The organism is Alcanivorax sediminis (assembly GCF_009601165.1).
GTDB lineage: Bacteria > Pseudomonadota > Gammaproteobacteria > Pseudomonadales > Alcanivoracaceae > Alcanivorax > Alcanivorax sediminis.
The window spans coordinates 1,435,759-1,453,258 of record NZ_WIRE01000001.1; the positions used below are offsets into that span (position 1 = coordinate 1,435,759).

At 58.9% G+C, this 17,500-nt stretch carries 18 protein-coding genes; 9 read left to right on the forward strand and 9 right to left on the reverse strand.

Features of this window, described 5'->3' with window-relative positions; all coding sequences use genetic code 11:
• Positions 1 to 70: 70 nt before the first annotated feature.
• The 9 genes from GFN93_RS06470 to GFN93_RS06510 all read left to right on the forward strand — a co-directional run bounded on the left by GFN93_RS06470 (position 71) and on the right by GFN93_RS06510 (position 8,219).
• Positions 71 to 1,039 carry a LysR family transcriptional regulator gene (locus GFN93_RS06470; RefSeq protein ID WP_153499887.1) on the forward strand — a complete coding sequence of 323 codons (969 nt, stop codon included), beginning with the start codon at positions 71 to 73 and terminating at the stop codon, positions 1,037 to 1,039.
• A gap of 9 nt (positions 1,040 to 1,048) precedes the next feature.
• Positions 1,049 to 2,164, forward strand: a complete 1,116-nt coding sequence (gene ribD / locus GFN93_RS06475; protein ID WP_153499889.1) for a bifunctional diaminohydroxyphosphoribosylaminopyrimidine deaminase/5-amino-6-(5-phosphoribosylamino)uracil reductase RibD — start codon at positions 1,049 to 1,051, stop codon at positions 2,162 to 2,164.
• A gap of 43 nt (positions 2,165 to 2,207) precedes the next feature.
• Positions 2,208 to 2,867: a riboflavin synthase gene (locus GFN93_RS06480; protein WP_153499891.1), complete on the forward strand. Its 660-nt coding sequence runs from the start codon at positions 2,208 to 2,210 to the stop codon at positions 2,865 to 2,867.
• A gap of 71 nt (positions 2,868 to 2,938) precedes the next feature.
• Entirely contained in the window at positions 2,939 to 4,048 is a 1,110-nt protein-coding gene (gene ribBA / locus GFN93_RS06485) for a bifunctional 3,4-dihydroxy-2-butanone-4-phosphate synthase/GTP cyclohydrolase II (RefSeq protein WP_153499893.1), read from the forward strand.
• Between the two features lie 141 nt (positions 4,049 to 4,189).
• On the forward strand, positions 4,190 to 4,660 hold the full coding sequence (gene ribH, locus GFN93_RS06490; protein ID WP_153499895.1) for a 6,7-dimethyl-8-ribityllumazine synthase: 471 nt from the start codon (positions 4,190 to 4,192) through the stop codon (positions 4,658 to 4,660).
• Positions 4,661 to 4,739: 79 nt separating this feature from the next.
• Positions 4,740 to 5,192, forward strand: coding sequence for a transcription antitermination factor NusB (gene nusB, locus GFN93_RS06495; protein ID WP_153499897.1), 453 nt, complete (start codon positions 4,740 to 4,742; stop codon positions 5,190 to 5,192).
• A gap of 50 nt (positions 5,193 to 5,242) precedes the next feature.
• Complete coding sequence (gene thiL / locus GFN93_RS06500; RefSeq protein WP_153499899.1) at positions 5,243 to 6,205, forward strand: thiamine-phosphate kinase; 963 nt, start codon at positions 5,243 to 5,245, stop codon at positions 6,203 to 6,205.
• Positions 6,206 to 6,276: 71 nt separating this feature from the next.
• On the forward strand, positions 6,277 to 6,762 hold the full coding sequence (locus GFN93_RS06505; protein WP_153499901.1) for a phosphatidylglycerophosphatase A family protein: 486 nt from the start codon (positions 6,277 to 6,279) through the stop codon (positions 6,760 to 6,762).
• 221 nt (positions 6,763 to 6,983) lie between these two features.
• A complete protein-coding gene (locus GFN93_RS06510; RefSeq protein WP_153499903.1) occupies positions 6,984 to 8,219 on the forward strand; it encodes a GGDEF domain-containing protein in 1,236 nt (411 codons plus the stop codon).
• Here GFN93_RS06510 and dxs read toward each other — a convergent pair.
• From dxs to GFN93_RS06555, 9 genes are all read right to left on the reverse strand, one after another.
• A complete protein-coding gene (dxs, locus tag GFN93_RS06515; protein ID WP_153499905.1) occupies positions 8,216 to 10,135 on the reverse strand; it encodes a 1-deoxy-D-xylulose-5-phosphate synthase in 1,920 nt (639 codons plus the stop codon). The genes GFN93_RS06510 and dxs overlap by 4 nt on opposite strands.
• A gap of 123 nt (positions 10,136 to 10,258) precedes the next feature.
• On the reverse strand, positions 10,259 to 11,155 hold the full coding sequence (locus tag GFN93_RS06520; protein WP_153499906.1) for a polyprenyl synthetase family protein: 897 nt from the start codon (positions 11,153 to 11,155) through the stop codon (positions 10,259 to 10,261).
• Positions 11,145 to 11,387: an exodeoxyribonuclease VII small subunit gene (locus GFN93_RS06525; protein WP_153499908.1), complete on the reverse strand. Its 243-nt coding sequence runs from the start codon at positions 11,385 to 11,387 to the stop codon at positions 11,145 to 11,147. Before GFN93_RS06525 ends, GFN93_RS06520 begins: the two co-directional genes overlap by 11 nt.
• Before the next feature lie 557 nt (positions 11,388 to 11,944).
• On the reverse strand, positions 11,945 to 13,012 hold the full coding sequence (locus GFN93_RS06530) for a porin (RefSeq protein WP_153499910.1): 1,068 nt from the start codon (positions 13,010 to 13,012) through the stop codon (positions 11,945 to 11,947).
• Positions 13,013 to 13,030: 18 nt separating this feature from the next.
• The gene (locus GFN93_RS06535; protein WP_153499911.1) at positions 13,031 to 13,471 is read right to left on the reverse strand and encodes a universal stress protein; all 441 of its coding nucleotides are present in this window, start codon (positions 13,469 to 13,471) and stop codon (positions 13,031 to 13,033) included.
• A gap of 24 nt (positions 13,472 to 13,495) precedes the next feature.
• Positions 13,496 to 14,779: a TRAP transporter large permease gene (locus GFN93_RS06540; RefSeq protein ID WP_153499913.1), complete on the reverse strand. Its 1,284-nt coding sequence runs from the start codon at positions 14,777 to 14,779 to the stop codon at positions 13,496 to 13,498.
• 3 nt (positions 14,780 to 14,782) lie between these two features.
• A complete protein-coding gene (locus tag GFN93_RS06545; RefSeq protein WP_153499915.1) occupies positions 14,783 to 15,358 on the reverse strand; it encodes a TRAP transporter small permease in 576 nt (191 codons plus the stop codon).
• 152 nt (positions 15,359 to 15,510) lie between these two features.
• Positions 15,511 to 16,539: a TRAP transporter substrate-binding protein gene (locus GFN93_RS06550; RefSeq protein ID WP_208993753.1), complete on the reverse strand. Its 1,029-nt coding sequence runs from the start codon at positions 16,537 to 16,539 to the stop codon at positions 15,511 to 15,513.
• A gap of 451 nt (positions 16,540 to 16,990) precedes the next feature.
• On the reverse strand, positions 16,991 to 17,410 hold the full coding sequence (locus GFN93_RS06555) for an acyl-CoA thioesterase (RefSeq protein WP_235901706.1): 420 nt from the start codon (positions 17,408 to 17,410) through the stop codon (positions 16,991 to 16,993).
• Between the last annotated feature and the right edge of the window lie 90 nt (positions 17,411 to 17,500).

A 17,500-nucleotide genomic window follows, 5' to 3' on the forward strand; every position in this document is an offset into this window, starting at 1 on the left:
CATTATCCAGAGCAGAAAGGTTAGATAAAAATAGATACTATCTAGCTAAACCATAGATAAAGATCTAATTATGAGTCGATTGCACGCGCGGGTGGGCACCCTGCGACAACTGGAGATTCTACTGGCGGTTCATGACTCTGGCACGGTAACCGCGGCAGCGGAGGTATTGCACCTGACGCAGCCCACGGTGTCCATGCAGCTGCACAAGCTGGCCGATGCCATGGGGATTGCGCTCTACGAGCAGCATGGCCGCAAACTTCGTTTCACGGATGCGGGGCTGGCCGCAGTGGCTTCGGCCCGTCGCGTAATGGAAGAGTTTGAGCTTTTGGACATGACGCTGGCAGATTTGCGCGGGCTCAAGGCGGGTACCCTGCGCCTCTCGGTAGTGACGACGGCCAAATACTTTGTGCCCCACCTGCTGGGCCCATTCTGCGAACGCTACCCCGGTGTAGAGGTATCGTTTCACGTGGGTAACCGGGAGCAGATCATTGAGCGGCTGGAGGCGGGCCTGGATGACTTCTATGTGTTCAGCCATGTGCCTGGTGGCATGTCACTGGAGTCCAGCGCTTTCCTGGATAACCCTCTGGTTGCTATCGCCGCAGAGGATCACCCTCTGGCTCGGCGCTCATCGCTGAGTTTGCAGGACATTGCCTCCGAGCCGTTTTTGATGCGTGAATCGGGCTCCGGGACGCGGCACGCCATCGAGCAGTATCTTCAGCAGCAGGGGCAGGGGCTGAACGTCAAGATGACCGTGGAAAGTAATGAAGCCATTCGGCATTCGGTGATGGCGGGCCTGGGCATTTCCATCCTCTCGGCCCATACCCTGAACCTTGGTGGCTGGGTGGGATTGGCGCCATTGCCTGTGGTGGGATTGCCCATTGTGACGCAGTGGTATCTGGTCAGACCGTCCCGCAAGCGCCTTTCGGTGGTTGCGCAGGCCTTTCAGCAGTTCATGGAGGAAGAGGGGCGCGCCGTGTTGGCCGATTTTGTTGAGGATGCGGGTCGCTTTGTTGCGACATCGGGTCCTCGTATCCAGTAGAATACGCGCATGTTCAGTGACTTTGACCGACAGATCATGGCGCGGGCCCTTGAGTTGGCTCGCCGCGCTCTTTATACCACCGACCCGAACCCCAGGGTGGGTTGTGTGCTGGTGCGTGAAGGAGACATCGTTGGTGAAGGTTTTCATGTCCGTGCGGGCGAGCCCCATGCGGAACGTCATGCCCTGGCGGCGGCGGGAGAAAAGGCCCGCGGCGCCACGGCTTATGTCACCCTGGAACCCTGTTCCCATACCGGCCGTACCGGCCCCTGCGCCGATGCTCTGCTTGAGGCGGGAGTGGCCCGCGTCGTTGCCGCCATGCAGGATCCCAATCCGCAAGTGGCGGGGCAGGGACTCAAGCGGTTGACGGATGCCGGCATCGACACGGCATTTGGTCTGCTCGAAGAGCAGGCCCGCGCCCTCAACCCCGGCTTTATTTCCCGAATGACCCGCCAGCGCCCCTTTGTCCGTATCAAGATCGCTGCCAGCGTGGATGGCCGTACCGCCATGGCCAGCGGGGAGTCCCAGTGGATCACGGGCCCGGCGGCCCGGGAAGATGTTCAGCGGCTGCGCGCGAGAAGCTCGGCGGTGATTACCGGCGTAGGCACGGTGCTGGCCGACCGCCCCTCTTATACGGTTCGCCCGGATCAGTGGGCACTCACTGACTATGGCAATGACTGGGTGCGCCAGCCACTGCGGGTGATCCTGGACCGGACGCTGCGCACGCCGCCCAATGTGCCGGTGGTCAGTGCACCGGGGCACTGCCTGCTGGTGGCAGGGGAGCGGCATGATGGTCGCCAGAATGCGCTGGAGTCTGCCGGGGCGGAGGTTATTCATCTGCCCGCCTCGGGCTCTGGAATTGATTTGCAGCAATTACTCAAGGAATTGAACCGGCGCGAATGCAATGAAGTGCTGGTAGAATGTGGCGCCACGCTGGCCGGTGCCTTTGTCCGCGAAGGACTGTTTGATGAGCTGGTGGTCTATATGGCGCCGGCCTTACTGGGATCTTCCGCGCGCCCTTTGCTGGGTTTGCCACAGCTGGCCAGCATGAGCGAAAAGGTGTCACTGCGGTGGCAGGATGTGCGCATGGTCGGTGATGACCTGCGCCTGACGTTGACTCCTGTTTAATGGTGGCTCGCCGCTCCTGTAGCCTGACATAACGAGGTTTTCCATGTTTACCGGCATTATTGAAGCCATGGGTACTGTGGCTGCCATGACCCCCAAGGGTGGGGATGTGACTCTTCTGGTGAAGAGCGATGACCTGGATTTTTCCGATGTGCAGCTGGGTGATTCCATTGCAGTGAATGGTGTGTGCCTCACTGCCACCGCCTTGCCGGGCGGTGCTTTTGAAGCAGATGTGTCCGGTGAGACCTTGTCCCTCACTTCGTTGGCGCAGATCAAGGTCGGCAGCAAGGTGAATCTGGAGAAGGCGCTGACGCCGACCTCCCGCCTGGGCGGTCACCTCGTCAGCGGCCATGTGGATGCGCTCGGCAAGATTGTCGAGATGAAGCAGGATGCCCGCTCGGTGCGGATCGATATCGAGGCACCTTCGGCGCTGGCCAAATACATTGCGCACAAGGGCTCCATCACCGTGGATGGCATCAGCCTGACGGTGAACAGTGTGTCTGGCGCAGTGTTCTCCCTGAATATTATCCCCCATACCCAGGACATCACCACCATCGGCCAGTGGAAGGTGGGGACGCCAGTGAACCTGGAAGTTGATATAATCGCCCGCTATCTGGAGCGCCTGCTGCTGGGAGACAAGGCCGCCGAGCCTTCATCCCAGGGGATATCCATGGCGTTTCTGGCGGAAAACGGGTTTTTGAAGTGACGCAACATGCAACATGCTGGCACGCAACAAGCTGGCGTGATGCGTGATGCGTCCAGCGTGAAGGCGTATTTATGCAGCTCAACAGTATTGAAGAACTGATCGAAGATATCCGTCAGGGCAAGATGGTGATCCTGATGGATGACGAGGATCGGGAAAACGAAGGCGATCTGGTGATGGCGGCGGAGCATGTGACTGCTGAAGCCATCAACTTCATGGCCAAGTTTGGCCGTGGCCTGATCTGTATGCCCATGTCCCGTGAGCGCTGCGAACTGCTGGAACTGCCGTTGATGGTACAAAGCAACGGTAGTGGTTTTGGCACCAAGTTCACGGTGTCCATTGAGGCCCGTGAAGGGGTGACCACGGGTATTTCTGCTGCTGATCGCGCACGCACCGTGCAAGCGGCGGTTGCCCGCAATGCCAAGGCCTACGATATCGTGCAGCCGGGCCACATTTTCCCGTTGATGTCCGAGCCGGGTGGCGTGTTGCGTCGCGCAGGTCACACCGAGGCCTCCTGTGATCTGGCGCAACTGGCTGGCTGCGAGCCTGCCGGCGTGATCTGTGAAGTCATGAACGAAGATGGCTCCATGGCCCGCCGGGAAGATCTGGAGCTGTTCGCCAAGGAGCATGACCTGAAGATCGGCACCATTGCCGACCTGATTCAGTATCGTGCCTTGAATGAAAAGACCATTGAGCAGGTATCCGATAATGTGCTGGAAACCTGGTATGGCGATTTCCGTCTGGTGGCGTTCCGTGACACCGTGGATGGGCTGACCCATGTGGCGCTGGTCAAAGGCGAAATCAGTGAAGAGAAAGAAGTCACTGTACGGGTGCACCAGGTGGATCCGCTGCGTGATTTGATGAGCGCGAAGATGAATGGCCGAACCGGCTGGAACATGCATCGCGTGCTGGAAGAAGTGTCTGATTCGGATGCCGGGGTGGTGATCATCCTGGGTCAGGATTATGACTCCCAGGATATCGTGGAGCGTCTGGATACCTTCTTTGGCGGCGGTATCCGCAAGCCGAAGGGGGAGTCTCGCGCCTACCGCAATATCGGTACCGGCTCCCAGATTCTGAAGGCGCTGGGCGTGCGCAAGATGCGTTTGCTCAGCTCTCCGATGAAGTTCAATGCACTCAGCGGTTTTGATCTGGAAATCACCGAGTACGTTGACGCCGGAAGTTAAAAAGACGCTGGAGGCCTGACGCCGAACGCCTGACGCTCAACCCAACTGCGTCCGGCCTCAGGCTCCCGGCATCTGGCAGCTAATCGAAACCACTGGAAACATCTGGGTTGCCAGATGTGACCAGCGATCAGGACAAGACACATGCAAAACATCAAGACCCTTGAAGGTTCCCTGAATAACGTCGGCGGCCGTTACGGTATCGTTGTCGCTCGTTTTAACAGCTTCGTCGTTGAGGCGCTGCTGGACGGTGCCGTGGATGCGCTGGTGCGTCACGGTGTGAGCCGCGATGACATCGAGATCATCCGTGTGCCGGGCGCCTGGGAACTGCCGGTGGCGGTGAAGAAGGTCATCGAGAAGCGCGATTATGATGCGGTCATTACCCTCGGTGCGGTGATCCGTGGTGGCACGGCTCACTTCGAGTATGTGGCCGGTGAAGCGGCCAAAGGACTGGCGGGCGTGCAGAACGCGACGGGCGTGCCGGTGATCTTTGGTGTGCTCACCGTGGACACCATTGAGCAGGCCATCGAGCGCTCCGGCACCAAGGCGGGTAACAAGGGTGCCGAAGCGGCCATGTGTGCGCTGGAAATGGTTTCCCTGTTTAAGTCACTGTAATCAGGCGGACGCCACCGCGCGCTGCTGACGCTGCGCCCGCCGTTGCTGGTGCGGGCGCGTTTGATACCTAGAGATTGTTATGAGCCAAGCCACACCCGCTGCCCGTCGAAAGGCACGCCGCTTTACCCTTCAGGCGCTGTATCAGTGGCAGCTGGCTGGCGCCAGCGTGACCGATATTGAAGCCCAGTTTTTGGCGAATAATGATTTTGCCAAGACGGATCGTGAGTACTTCCATGATCTGTTGCATGGGGTGCCCGGCCAGGTAAAGGCGCTGGATGAACTTCTGACGCCGTTTCTGGATCGTCGTGTGGAAGAGTTGTCGCAGGTGGAAAAAGCCATCCTGCGCATGGGCGCCTTTGAGCTCAAAGAGCGTCTGGATGTGCCCTATCGTGTGGTGATCAATGAAGGCATCGAACTGGCCAAGGTGTTTGGTGCCGAAGAGTCCTTCAAGTACGTGAATGGCGTGCTCGACAAGCTGGCGCGCAAGCTGCGTTACGAAGAAGCCTCGGAACGCCCCTCCCGGGGTGAATAGCATCATGCAAGGGTGCTCCAACCGTCTGCCTGCCCTGCTAGACTGACGGTATGACTTCCGCTTCCTCACCCGATAAGCCGCTGGATGAGTTTTCGCTGATCCGGCGGTACTTCCATCATGCCGCCCGGCTCGCGGGCCAGGATGCCAGTGTGGTGCTGGGGCCGGGTGATGATGCCGCGCTCCTCACTCCTCCCGCAGGCCATCAGCTGGTCATGACCCAGGACACCAGCCTTGAGGGCCGCCATTTTCCGGATGACATGGCCGCGTCGGATGTGGGGTACCGCTGTCTGGCGGTGAACCTTTCTGATCTGGCGGCCATGGGCGCAACCCCACTGTGGTTTCTGCTGTCGTTGACGCTCCCCGAGGTGAACGAGGCATGGTTGGCCGATTTCTCCCGGGGTATGTTCGAGCTAGCCGACGCCTCCGGTATTGCACTTGTGGGCGGGGATATTACCCGCGGTCCGCTGGCCATTTCGATACAGGCCACCGGTGCGGTCCCTGCTGGTCAGGCATTGTTGCGCAGTGGCGCCCGGGTTGGCGATGTGATCTGTTTGGGTGGCGTGACTGGAGCAGGCTTGCACGGACTTCACCTCTGGCAGCAGGGTGTGCGTCAGGGGCCGGCCATCGCTCATTTTCGACGGCCGCAGCCGCAACTGGCACTGGGACTTGCCCTGCGAGGTGTCGCGACCGCCTGCATTGATCTATCCGATGGGCTGCTGGCGGACCTGAATCATGTGCTGATGGCGTCGGGGGGGCTGGGTGCCCGGCTGGAAGAAGCGTGTTTGCCGCTGGATGCTGCTATTCTTCGCGACTGCCCCCACGACGAGCAGCGCCGCTTGCAGCTGCAGGGGGGCGACGACTATCTGTTGCTGTTTACCTTGCCCCAGGGCGTAAAGCTGCCAGAGGCTTGCTTTGCCATCGGTCGAGTTGAGGAACAGTCAGGGATTCGGCTGCTGACCAGCGCGGGTGAAACCCGTCAGCTGGAAGCCAGAGGCTGGCAGCATTTTGGTTAGAGCCGCTTTCAAGCAACACGCTTCACGCGGCACGCAAAACCAGAGATCAAAAAACAGAAAAGAGGAACCGCATGGAACTGAAACGTCCGAAGATGAGTAACCCGGTGCACTTTCTGGCCTTTGGCTTTGGCTCCGGGTTGGCGCCGATTGCGCCGGGAACCTTCGGGACAGTGGCGGCCATGCCGATCTGGTGGCTGTGCGCGCAGTTACCCCTGTGGGGCTATCTGCTGGCCACGGCGCTGGTGATTCTGGTGGGCCCGTACCTGTGCGGCAAGACCTCCCGCGACATGAATGTGCATGACCACCCCGGTATTGTCTGGGATGAAATTGCCGGCCTGCTGGTGACCATGGTTGCCGTGCCGATTACGCCGCTGGGCGCGCTGGCCGGCTTCCTGGCATTCCGGTTCTTCGACATCATCAAACCCTGGCCGATCGGCTGGTTGGATCGTCGGGTGGAAGGCGGGCTGGGCATCATGGTGGATGACCTCCTGGCCGGTGTTTATGCGGCCGTGGTCATGCAGCTTTTGATCTTCTTCCTGCCCGCCGCATTTACCTGAGCGCTTGAGATTTGAGAAAGGTCTGATGGTGGCGCTGGCCATTCGTCGGTTGCCTGCATCGTATGGCTGTCGATGACGACTGCGTCACCATGCAATTCCCTGCATTTTGTCATGATATCGTTCTGTCACTACCGTTCGGAGATCGGTAATGGCATGACCATAGTGGACGATCTAGCCTGAGGCTCTGACTTGAGTCGTTTTGGGCGTGCAAGGGAATTGCCATGGCGGAGACTGACCCCCGCTCCAGACGTGTTGTTGTGCCCGGTGTGCGCTGGCTGCGTTTTCCCCGGCGTCTGGAAGCTGAATATCGTGAATACCAGTGTCTGGAAGCGGTAGACAGCTTCCGGGTCAACGCATTTTATATTCTGGTTCTCTACCTCCTTCTGGTGACCGGCATTTACGCGCTGGCCCCGGAAGACGTTCGCGGCTTGTGGCTCGGCACCTATATCTGGGTGGGCATCATCGTCATGCTGGCCGGGATCCTTGCCCAGTTTCGCGCCCTTGATCGTTACTTTCCTGTTTATGCGGGCGCTGGCAGCTTTCTGGCGGTCATGTTGTCCATGGCCATTCCCGGCTTTCTTGAAGAGCCGGGCTCCATCCAGCTGGCCAATGTCTCGGTAATTTATGCGTTGGTGATCGTCTATGCCATGGTGGGCCTGCGTTTTCCGGTAGCCGCACTGGTGTGCTGGGCCGGGGGCTTGCTGGGCTGGGGGATTGCCGAACAGTTTGGTCGCGGCATCGACTGGCAGGTGGCCCACCGTACCTATACCGGCATCAGCTTGCTGGGCATGTTCCTGTGCTATACCGAGGAGGTTCGTGGTCGGCTGCTGTTCTTCAATCAGCGCCAGCTGGTTCGTCAACAGCAACGCACCCAGAGTCTCGCCGAGCGTCTGCATCGTCTGAGTCGGGAGGACAGCCTGACGGGGCTGGCCAATCGCCGTTACTTTGATGAGGCACTGGATCGCGAATGGCGGCGTTGTCAGCGGGAGCGACAGCCATTGACGGTAATGCTGGTGGATGTGGATCTGTTCAAGTCCTACAACGATCACTACGGTCATCTGCAGGGTGACGAATGTCTGCGTGCCCTGGCAGATGAGCTGCGTCGCTATAGCCGTCGTGGCGGAGACCTGGTGGCACGTTTTGGCGGTGAGGAGTTTGTACTGCTGTATCCCGGCGTGGATGAGACGGAGGCCGCGCGTCTGGCATCACGGCTTTGCCGCACGGTGCGCGCCCTTGGGCTGACCCATGCGCACAATCCGCCTTCCGGGGAAGTGACCATCAGCGTGGGGGTCGCGGTTACCATGCCCATGGAAAACCGCAGTGCCATCAAGTTGCTGGATGCGGCGGATCAGGCGTTATATCAGGCCAAGCAGAGTGGCCGAGACAGTTGGCGGCTTTATGAGCCGCCGCCTACCGTGCGGCTGGTGCGGGAGAATGGCGTTCGCAAGGACGACTAGCTTTCCTGCGCTTTGGCCAGGGGCTGACGACTCAGACGTTCACGGATGCGCTGCTCGATGCTGGTGGCATCCAGTCCGGCTTCGGCCAGCAGGGTTTCGCGCTTGCCGTGATGAATGAAATGATCCGGCAGCGCCAGATTCATCACATCCATGACAATCCCTTCTTCGTTCAGCAGTTCATTAACGGCGGAGCCTGCGCCCCCCATGAGCTGATGATCTTCTACGGTAACGATCAGGCTGTGGCTGCCGGCAGCGTTGAGAATGGCGTCCCGGTCCAGTGGCTTGACCCAGCGCATGTCGATAACGGTGGCGTTAAGCGCCTTGCCTGCCTCAAGGGCGGTTCCCGTCAGGGCGCCGAAGGCCAGAATAGCGACCTGCTTACCCTGCTGAAGCGTGCGTGCTTGCCCAACCGGAAGAGCGTCCAGAGAGGGTTGGATCTGTACTCCCGGGCCAGTGCCGCGCGGGTAGCGAACGGCGGAAGGGCCGTTGTGCTGGTAGGCGCTGGTCAGTAGCTGGCGGCATTCATTCTCATCCGAAGGCGCCGCGATGATCATGTTGGGCACGGTGCGCAGGTAGGCCAGATCAAAGACCCCGCCGTGGGTGGCGCCGTCTTCACCCACCAGACCGGCACGGTCGAGGGCGAAGGTGACATCCAGATCCTGCAAAGCCACGTCATGAATCAGCTGGTCGTATCCGCGTTGCAGGAAGGTGGAGTAAATCGCCACTACCGGTTTCTGTGCCTCGCAGGCGAGGCCGCCGGCCAATGTCACCGCATGCTGCTCGCAGATAGCCACATCGTGGAAGCGATCCGGGTATTGTTCGCTGAACGCCACCATCCCCGAGCCTTCACACATGGCCGGTGTAATCGCAACCAGGCGCTGGTCTTCAGCAGCCATGTCGCACAGCCACTGGCCGAATACATCCTGATATTTTGGCGACTTGGGCTTGGCTGGCACGGCCACTTGCACCTTGGGTTTGGGCTCGATCTTGTTGATGGCGTGATAGCCCACCGGGTCCCGTTCCGCCGGCGCAAAGCCCTTGCCCTTGGTGGTGTAGACGTGGAGCAGCTGGGGGCCTTCCAGGTCGCGCATGTTGCCCAGGGTACGCACCAGCTCATCCATGTTGTGGCCGTCGATGGGGCCGATGTAATTGAAGCCGATGGCTTCGAACAACATGTCCGGGCTGACCATGTTCTTCATGCTTTCTTCCGTGCGGCGGATGAAATCCCATGCCGCCGGCATGGTCGAGAGCACCCGTTTGCCGCCTTCGCGCAGGGCGATATAACTTTTGCTGGCCCAGATCCGGGCAAAGTAGTTGGAGAGCCCGCCCACATTGTGGGAGATCGACATGTTGTTGTCGTTAAGGATCACCAGCAGGTTCGAGCGGGTATGGGCCGCATGGCTCATGGCTTCAAAGGCCTGGCCTGCGGTCATGGCGCCATCGCCAATAATGGCCACCGCCCGGCGGTCGCTGCCGGCCATTTCCGCGCCCAGCGCCATGCCCAGCGCGGCACTGATGGAGGTGGACGAGTGGCCCACCCCGAAGGTGTCGTACTCGGATTCGCTGCGCTTGGGAAACCCGGACAGGCCATGCTGCTGGCGAATGCTGGTCAGGGCTTCACGGCGGCCGGTGAGAATCTTGTGGGGGTAGCACTGGTGGCCCACATCCCATACCAGGCGGTCGTCAGGGGTGTTGTAGAGGTAATGCAGGGCCACGGTCAGCTCGACCACGCCCAGACCGGCACCGAAATGCCCACCGGACTGGCCCACCGAATACAGCAGGTACTCGCGCAGTTCATCAACCACCCGCTCCAGCTGGCTGACAGGCAGGCGGCGCAGTTCGGCCGGGCTGTCCAGGGTGTCCAGCAACGGGGTGGAAGGGCGCGTCAGCGGAATCTGCGTAAAGGTCTTGGGCATAGCGTCGAGTTGCCTGGGTCGGTACTGGCTGCGTCAGGAAGCCTGTTTAAAACGGCTCAAGGGCTTCAGTCTGGAAGCCATAATCGTAGTGTTGCCTAGTATACAGGCCCTTGGGGTGAGTCGTCAGTGATTGCGGGCAATGATGTACTGCGCCAATTGTTGCAGGGGGGCAGCGCGGTCGCCATAGGCTGAAAGTGCCTGTTGTGCCTGCTGGCAGAGTAGGCTGGCTCGCTCACGGCTGGCATCCAGCCCCAGCAGGGACGGGAAGGTACTTTTGTTGAGCTTCTCATCGGAGCCGGAAGGCTTGCCCAGCTGTTCGGTATCCATGGTGACATCAAGAATGTCATCCTGGATCTGGAAGGCCAGGCCGATGGCATCGCCAAAGCGGGTCAGGTCTTGCAGCAGGGCGGGTTCGTTGATCTCCGCCGCAAAGTAACCCAGTTGCAAGCTGACCGTGATCAGCCGCCCGGTCTTGAGGTAGTGCATTTCTTCCAGCGCGGCGACGGTTTGCAGTTGCCCCTGGGCCTGCATGTCCTGCATTTGTCCGGCCGCCATGCCATCGACACCGGAGGCCTGGGAGAGGTGACGAATCATGGCGATCCGCGTGTCTGCACGGTACTGGCCTTCAGTGGCCAGCAGTTCGAAGGCGCGGGTGTGCAGGGTGTCGCCTGCCAGTATGGCGGTGGCCTCGTCAAAGGCCTTGTGACAAGTTGGCTGGCCGCGGCGCAGGTCGTCATCGTCCATGGCGGGCAGGTCATCGTGCACCAGCGAATAGGCGTGAATCAGCTCTACCGCAGACGCCGGGATATCGCCCTGGCTCAGGGGGGCGCCGGCGAGGCCGGTGGCACCGTAGACCAACAATGGCCGGATACGTTTGCCTCCGCTCAGTGCGGCGTAGCGCATGGCCTGGCTGAGGCGGCTGGCAGCACTACTGGCGGGCAGCAGGCCGTCCAGGCTGCTCTCCAGCCGGCTGATGCACGTGGTGCGCAGGGTATCCAGCGCGGGGAAGTTACTGCTCATCATTGCCGCCGGTGAAAGGCTCGGGCTCGGCGTTGCTGTTCTGTTCCAGCAGAATGCGGACTTTCTGCTCTGCCTGTTGCAACGCTTGCTGGCAGTCGCGGGACAGGCGAACCCCTTCTTCAAAGGCCTTCAGGGATTCTTCCAGGGTCAATTCTCCGGATTCCATCCGCTCAACCAGGGTTTCCAGGTTGTCCAGTGCGGTTTCCAGGGCGGGGGTTGCCTTTTTGGCCATGGGATCTCCGGAGGGTTGTTGGCTCTGGGGTGGATACGGCGGCAACAGTAAAGCAGCCGGGAGGGTGAATCAATCCGTTTATGGTCCGAAAGTGACCGTTTTTCGCTCCCTGTTGAGCGAAGTAGGGTCTGTTTAACTGTATGATTTTAAATCGAAAGTATGGGGAACTTTGCCCCGATTGAGTTTGATTCCAAATGGTTCTAAAGAAAGGGTTTCGGCCCCGCCCGCTGCCTGCTTATAGTGAAAGACCCCGCCGGAATTCGCAGGGCGACTCTTCCTCTGATCTCCTAAGCTATGGCGTGTGTTCTGCGGCGCCGGCGGGGTTCTTTTTCGCTGCAGGCATCATGCTTCACGCAGCAGGCAAAAGGCGCGGGACGCCTGAAGCTCGACGCCAGACGCAAAATTCAAACCCAAACCCCAAAACCCTGAGCTTGTTGGGCTACCCGTGGCAGGGTGATCTGGATTGATGCCGCACCCGTCTTGCGGGCGCGGCGTCTGACTTCAGTCTTGCTGCATGCCTTGGTGTCGCGTTGTTGCGTGCAGCGTGTTGCGTTTAATCAAAAATCATAGCGCAGGCCCAGTGAAATGGCCTGGCCGTCACTGTCTACCTGGTAGCCCGCCAGAGGATTGAAGCTTCTCGAGGTCGGGGTGTAGATGGCATAACCCAGCTCTTCATAGAAGTAGTCGGCAAACAGCTTCAGGTTGTCGCTGTACTGGTAGTCCAGTCCGACCTGGTAAGAGTCACCCTGGAAGAAAGCGGCCGGGTCGTCGCTCTCTTCACCGTTGGCAAACATGGCTTTGACGGTGTACTTGTTCCAGCTGTATGAGCCGTACAGATTATAGGTGACAGGATCTTCATCCTGCAGGGTGTCATCGTTGGACTGCAGTTGCTCCACTTTCGCGGCAAAACGCCAGCCACCCATCACATAGGCCAACGACGCGCCTAGCTGGTCGGCCTGATCGCCGGAGTCCTGCTCGCTATCCTGATAAGCCAGCCCCAGCGTCAGATCATTGAGTGCCCAGGACAAGGCGTATTGCCAGGTGTCCAGATAGCTGGTCCCGGCTTCGTCGGTGAGGTCCACTGCCGAGACGGTGCCGGTGAGTCCTGCCATGCTCGGTGTGGTATAGGTGGCAGCATCACGGCGGAATGTGGCCTGGGTGGCGTAACCTGAGTAGAAGGAACTGAAAAAATCCACCGGGTAGGCAACGCTGTTGTAGTAGGCGAGCCACTGGGTGCCGACGCGCAGGCTGCCCATGCTTTCGGTTGTAGCCGCGATATCGGCAACACGGGGCTTGTTGTTGCCCTTGTAGAAACTCTGGAAGAACGTGGGGTCCTCGGCGCGCATCAATGCCGAGTTGATGGGGAATTCCACGGTGGCCGTAATGTCCACCCAGTCCAGATCGTTGAAGGTGGCGCGGGCGCCCAGTCGTGAGTAGGCATCGCGCAGTCCGGTATAGGAATCATCCTCACCAGGTTGGGCTTCATCTACGGAAACCGCCTCGGTCTGTATCCGCAAGGAGCCGTAGGGGGTGACTTCCATTTCAGCATGGGCGGGCAAGCTGCCCAAGGCGGCGAGACTGGCCAGCGTGGCTGCGGACAGCCTCAGGGTGCGTGCTTGGTTCATCGTTCTCTCCCTCTGGTTTCAAACAATCATTACCGGGCAGGTGGCCATACTGGCCACACGTTGTGACACGCTGCCCAGAAAATAGCCGTCCACGTCACTACTGCTGCCGCGAGCGCCCATGACGATCAGGTCCACGTCGTTGTCTTTGGCAAAACGCACGATAGCCTTCGAGGGGCGCCCCCCTTTTACGAAGGCTCTTACCTTCTGGGCGCCAGCGTTGAGTGCCTGCTGCTTTGCCTGTTCCGCTACCTCGGACGCGTATTCACGCAAGGCATCGTCCGGGATCTGCACATCCTTGGGGCGCACCATCGAGAGGGACGCCTCAAATAGACTGTGATGCTTGAAGACACACAGCAGGTACAGCTCAGCATCATTGGCTTGCTGAAGATGGGCCGCGTGGTCCAGGGCCAGCAGCGCTTGCTGGGAGCCGTCGACCGGAACCAGAATTCGCTTGTACATGCCAGCCTCCTTGCGGTGAGCGGTTTACTGGAAGAAGAGATCCCTCAGGAACAATGCAATCTGCGGGAAGGCGATGACCAGTAAGGTGGCCCCCAGCAGCATGAATACGAACGGTGGCGTACCGCGAATCACTTCCCAGTAGGGGCGTTTAAAAATGGCGATCGCGGTAAAGATGTCGCAGCCAAACGGCGGTGTTGCCGACCCGATGGCGACCATCATGGTGATCAGGATGCCCACATGCACCGGGTCCAGCCCTGCGGCGGATACGGCCGGCGCGAAGATGGGGGTCAGCACCAGAATCACCACGATGGGATCCACAAACATGCAGGCCACAAAGAACGCGACGGCAATGGCCATCAGTACTCCGGTGGGCCCCGCCTCGTTTATGCCCATGGAGCCCAGCACCGTCTGGGGAATCTGCGCGAAGGAAATGATCCAGGAGAAGCCGTTACCAACGGCCACCAGAATAAACACCACTGCGGTAATCAAGCCGGTGGATTTGGCAATGGCGTAGATGTCCATGGCTTTCAGGGAGCGGAAAATGACGAACTCAAGCATCACGGCATACAGTACGCAGGCAGCGGCCGCTTCGGTGGGGCTGAATATGCCACCATAGATGCCGCCGACGATGATCACCGGAAAACCCAGCGGCCACAGCGCTTCGCGAACGGAGGTGATGCGTTCTCGCCAGCTGGCCTTTTCTTCCGTGGGCACATCCATGCGGTAGGCGTAAATGATGCAGTAGATGGAGAACATGGCCAGGATCAGCAGGCCCGGTCCTATGCCAGCAATAAACAATTCCGCAATGGACGTGCCAGAGATGACGCCGTAAATGATCATGCCGATGCTGGGCGGAATCAGGAACGCAATGTCGCTGGCATTGATGATCAGCGCGAGGGTAAAGGAATCCTTGTAGCCAGACTCCAGCATACGTGGCCGTAACGGAGACCCCACAGCAACCACGGTGGCCTGGGTGGAACCGGAGACCGCGCCAAAGAGGGTGCAGGAGGTGGCGGTGCTCACCGCCAGGCCGCCTTTGATATGGCCAATGAACGCCATCACCATATTCACCAACCGGTTGGCGGACTGACCGCGGGTCATGATGTCGGCGGCGAGAATAAACATGGGTACGGCGATCAGCGCGGTAGGGCGAATCCCGGCCAGCATTTGCTGGATAAAAAAGTCCATCCGGTCGAAGCCGTCGAACATCATCACAAAGCCCACAATAGCGCCCAGAATCAGCGGCACCTTCATGGGGAAGCCAAACAGCAGTAGCGCCAGCATGACCAGAAACATGATCCAGGCCATCAGTCAGATCTCCGTCTCTTCGTCGTCGTAGCCATCCAGCACCGAGGTGGACAGATACACATCCTTTGACACGATGTTCTTGATGGCCGTCATCAGGTACTGGATGCCTGTCACAGCAAGGCCCACGGGTACCCACAGATAAATCAGGTAGATGGGGAAGCCCAGCGTCGGCAGTACCCGGCCCGTGTGATAGACCGACGTGATATAGCTGACGGCATACCAGCAAAGGAAAAACATGACGGCCGCAGTGACCATGCTGATGATCACCATCATTACTCGGCGAACCTGGGTGGGGAATACATCGTAAAGTGCGGACATGCGAATATGTCGGCCATGTCGCGCGGCATAGCCGATACCTGCAAAGGTAATCATGATGATCAGGATACGGTTCACTTCTTCAGAGAAGTGAAGGCTTTCACCAAACAGGAATCGGCCAACCACATTGGCTACGGTATTGACGGCCATGAGCAGCACGCCCATCGCGAGAATCACAGCCTCAATGCGGGCAATGCCGTTATCGATGGTGCCAAGGAATCCTGGCAGGCTCGAGTTTTCCCGTAATGGGGCCTCATCGGTCATGATTTTTTCCCTTTGTCGGCCATGTCTGCTCGCGGGCATCGGTCATCCTGACCGCCAAGCCGCCAGCAATGAGGCAGGGGTGCGGTCACTGCCCGGTTGCTGGATCGTCTTCAACCCCGGGGCATGGCAGGCCTGCCCCGAGGTCAGAGTGGTTATTCTTTGCTGCTGCTTTTTTCCGCCTCAGCCAGATCGCTCTTGAACTGGTTTAGCAGCTCCTCACCTCGCTCACCGGTCATTTTGATGAACTTGGCTTCCACCTGAGGTGCGCGTTCGCGGAATGCCTCTCGCTGTGCTTCGCTCAGACGGGTGACGGTCACCTTGTCACTGTCTTCCTTGATCTTCTTGAGCATCTTGTCGCCGAGACCGGGGACATAGTCGAAGATGTACTGGCGGGCATAGGCGGTGGCGTCCTGAACCAGTTTCTTGTTTTCGTCAGACAGCTCGTTGTAGAACGTCTGATTCGCCATCATGGCGGTCACAAACTGGCTGTGGCCGGTGAAAATCAGGTTTGGGGAAACCTCGTAAAGACGTGCGGACTGAATCCAGAAGATGGGGTTTTCCTGTCCCTGGATAATGTTGGTCTGCAGCGCGCCGTACACTTCGCCCCAGGGGAGCGGTGTGGGTGTGGCGCCGAAGGCACTGTAGGTTTCGGACAACAGCGGGTTGGTCATTACCCGGATGTTCTTGCCCTTGAATTCTTCCGGTGAGGTTACTTTCTCGTCTGCGGTGACGACCACCTCTCCCTCCGGATACATGGCCAGCAGTTCCAGCCCTTGCTCAGCATAAAGGGAGGGGAACATCTCGTTGATGGCCTTGCTGTCCTTGAAGAAAGAAACGATTTTGTCGTCGCCCACCGGAAGAAGGTAGGGAATAAAAAAGATTTGTGCTTCGGGGATCAGGGAGCCGGTAAAGCCGGGTGACTGGTTGACGAATTGCAGGACGCCGGCCTGGGTCAGTTCCATGATGTCATCGGATTCGCCCAGTTCGCCGAAACGATGAATCTGAACCGTATTGGGAGAGTGCTCTTCGATGTATTCCTTGAACTTGAATGCGAAGACGTCCTGCACATCACCTTCGTATTCCTCGTGAGCATAGCGCCAGTTCTGGCCCTCATGTTCGGCGTTGGCAGACGGGTTGGCGCCATCGTTGCCGCTGTCACTACAGGCAGCAAGGGCCGCCATCATCACAACAGCAATGATGGCACCAGGGAATGATCGAACGGTCATGGCTCTCTCCTCTCATCGTTTGGGGAGCCTCTGAACAACGCCTCGCGTAGTTACGGCAGCCTCAAATCCTGAGAAGGCAAAGCGGTATTCATTAGCACCCTCGAGATCAATTTTTCACCCGCAGCACGTCCATTGTGGCGGACTTGTGTGCACCACCGTGGCAAATGAAAAGCATGATTGCAAGGAACTGGCCGGATTAATCCCGGTTTTTGCCGGGATTTTGGCCATTATTGGAAGAAAGAATGATGCGGTTGCAGTGCGATTTTTTTATAAGGTCTCACGATTTTTATCGTGCTATTCGAAAAAAAGAAGACATCAGGAATGAACAAACCGAAGTTATATGCGACAGAAAAAAAGTGGAGAAGGTCGGCTGAAAGCCGCTGACAATGCGCGTTGTAGCAGCCGATCATCCGAGCGGTGGCTGTTCGGCCTCGGGGCCATCCAGGTGAAGGTTCAGTTGTTCACGCTGCTGGTCGGTAATGGACTGACTCTTGCGGGCTGCGGTATTGAAGCTCACCAGGGTGGCCTTGCCGACGGCGGTGAGTACACCGTTCTGCCAGGCGCGCTGCACGACTACCAGCGAGCTGTTGCCCACGTTGCCAATGGCGGTGGTGACGGTGACCGGTGCGCCAAACATGGACTCGGCCTTGAAGCTGATATCCATGTGCACCATGGCCAAGCCATTCTCCCCATGGGTTGGGTCCGGCGTGAAAAGGGCAATCACCGGCTCCCTGGCCTCCAGAAACCAGACCGGTATAACGGTATTGTTGATGTGGCCCAGGGCATCGGTTTCGCAAAAGCGGGGGCGCAGTGTTGTTGTCCACATGGGGCAAGTATGTCGAAAACCGGGGGCAGGGCAATGATATTTAGTGACGAGTTACGAGTTACAAGCTACAAGCTACAAGCTGCGCTTGAT

Bases quoted from the DNA above. Each gene is read 5' to 3' on its own strand.
- GFN93_RS06505 (WP_153499901.1), top strand. From the start codon at position 6,277: ATGGAACTGAAACGTCCGAAGATGAGTAACCCGGTGCACTTTCTGGCC.
- GFN93_RS06535 (WP_153499911.1), bottom strand. From the start codon at position 13,471: ATGTACAAGCGAATTCTGGTTCCGGTCGACGGCTCCCAGCAAGCGCTG.
- nusB (WP_153499897.1), top strand. From the start codon at position 4,740: ATGAGCCAAGCCACACCCGCTGCCCGTCGAAAGGCACGCCGCTTTACC.
- thiL (WP_153499899.1), top strand. From the start codon at position 5,243: ATGACTTCCGCTTCCTCACCCGATAAGCCGCTGGATGAGTTTTCGCTG.
- ribH (WP_153499895.1), top strand. From the start codon at position 4,190: ATGCAAAACATCAAGACCCTTGAAGGTTCCCTGAATAACGTCGGCGGC.
- dxs (WP_153499905.1), bottom strand. From the start codon at position 10,135: ATGCCCAAGACCTTTACGCAGATTCCGCTGACGCGCCCTTCCACCCCG.
- GFN93_RS06545 (WP_153499915.1), bottom strand. From the start codon at position 15,358: ATGACCGATGAGGCCCCATTACGGGAAAACTCGAGCCTGCCAGGATTC.
- GFN93_RS06550 (WP_208993753.1), bottom strand. From the start codon at position 16,539: ATGGCGGCCCTTGCTGCCTGTAGTGACAGCGGCAACGATGGCGCCAAC.
- GFN93_RS06530 (WP_153499910.1), bottom strand. From the start codon at position 13,012: ATGAACCAAGCACGCACCCTGAGGCTGTCCGCAGCCACGCTGGCCAGT.
- GFN93_RS06540 (WP_153499913.1), bottom strand. From the start codon at position 14,779: ATGGCCTGGATCATGTTTCTGGTCATGCTGGCGCTACTGCTGTTTGGC.
- GFN93_RS06555 (WP_235901706.1), bottom strand. From the start codon at position 17,410: ATGTGGACAACAACACTGCGCCCCCGCTTTTGCGAAACCGATGCCCTG.
- GFN93_RS06470 (WP_153499887.1), top strand. From the start codon at position 71: ATGAGTCGATTGCACGCGCGGGTGGGCACCCTGCGACAACTGGAGATT.
- GFN93_RS06525 (WP_153499908.1), bottom strand. From the start codon at position 11,387: ATGGCCAAAAAGGCAACCCCCGCCCTGGAAACCGCACTGGACAACCTG.
- GFN93_RS06520 (WP_153499906.1), bottom strand. From the start codon at position 11,155: ATGAGCAGTAACTTCCCCGCGCTGGATACCCTGCGCACCACGTGCATC.
- ribBA (WP_153499893.1), top strand. From the start codon at position 2,939: ATGCAGCTCAACAGTATTGAAGAACTGATCGAAGATATCCGTCAGGGC.
- ribD (WP_153499889.1), top strand. From the start codon at position 1,049: ATGTTCAGTGACTTTGACCGACAGATCATGGCGCGGGCCCTTGAGTTG.
- GFN93_RS06480 (WP_153499891.1), top strand. From the start codon at position 2,208: ATGTTTACCGGCATTATTGAAGCCATGGGTACTGTGGCTGCCATGACC.
- GFN93_RS06510 (WP_153499903.1), top strand. From the start codon at position 6,984: ATGGCGGAGACTGACCCCCGCTCCAGACGTGTTGTTGTGCCCGGTGTG.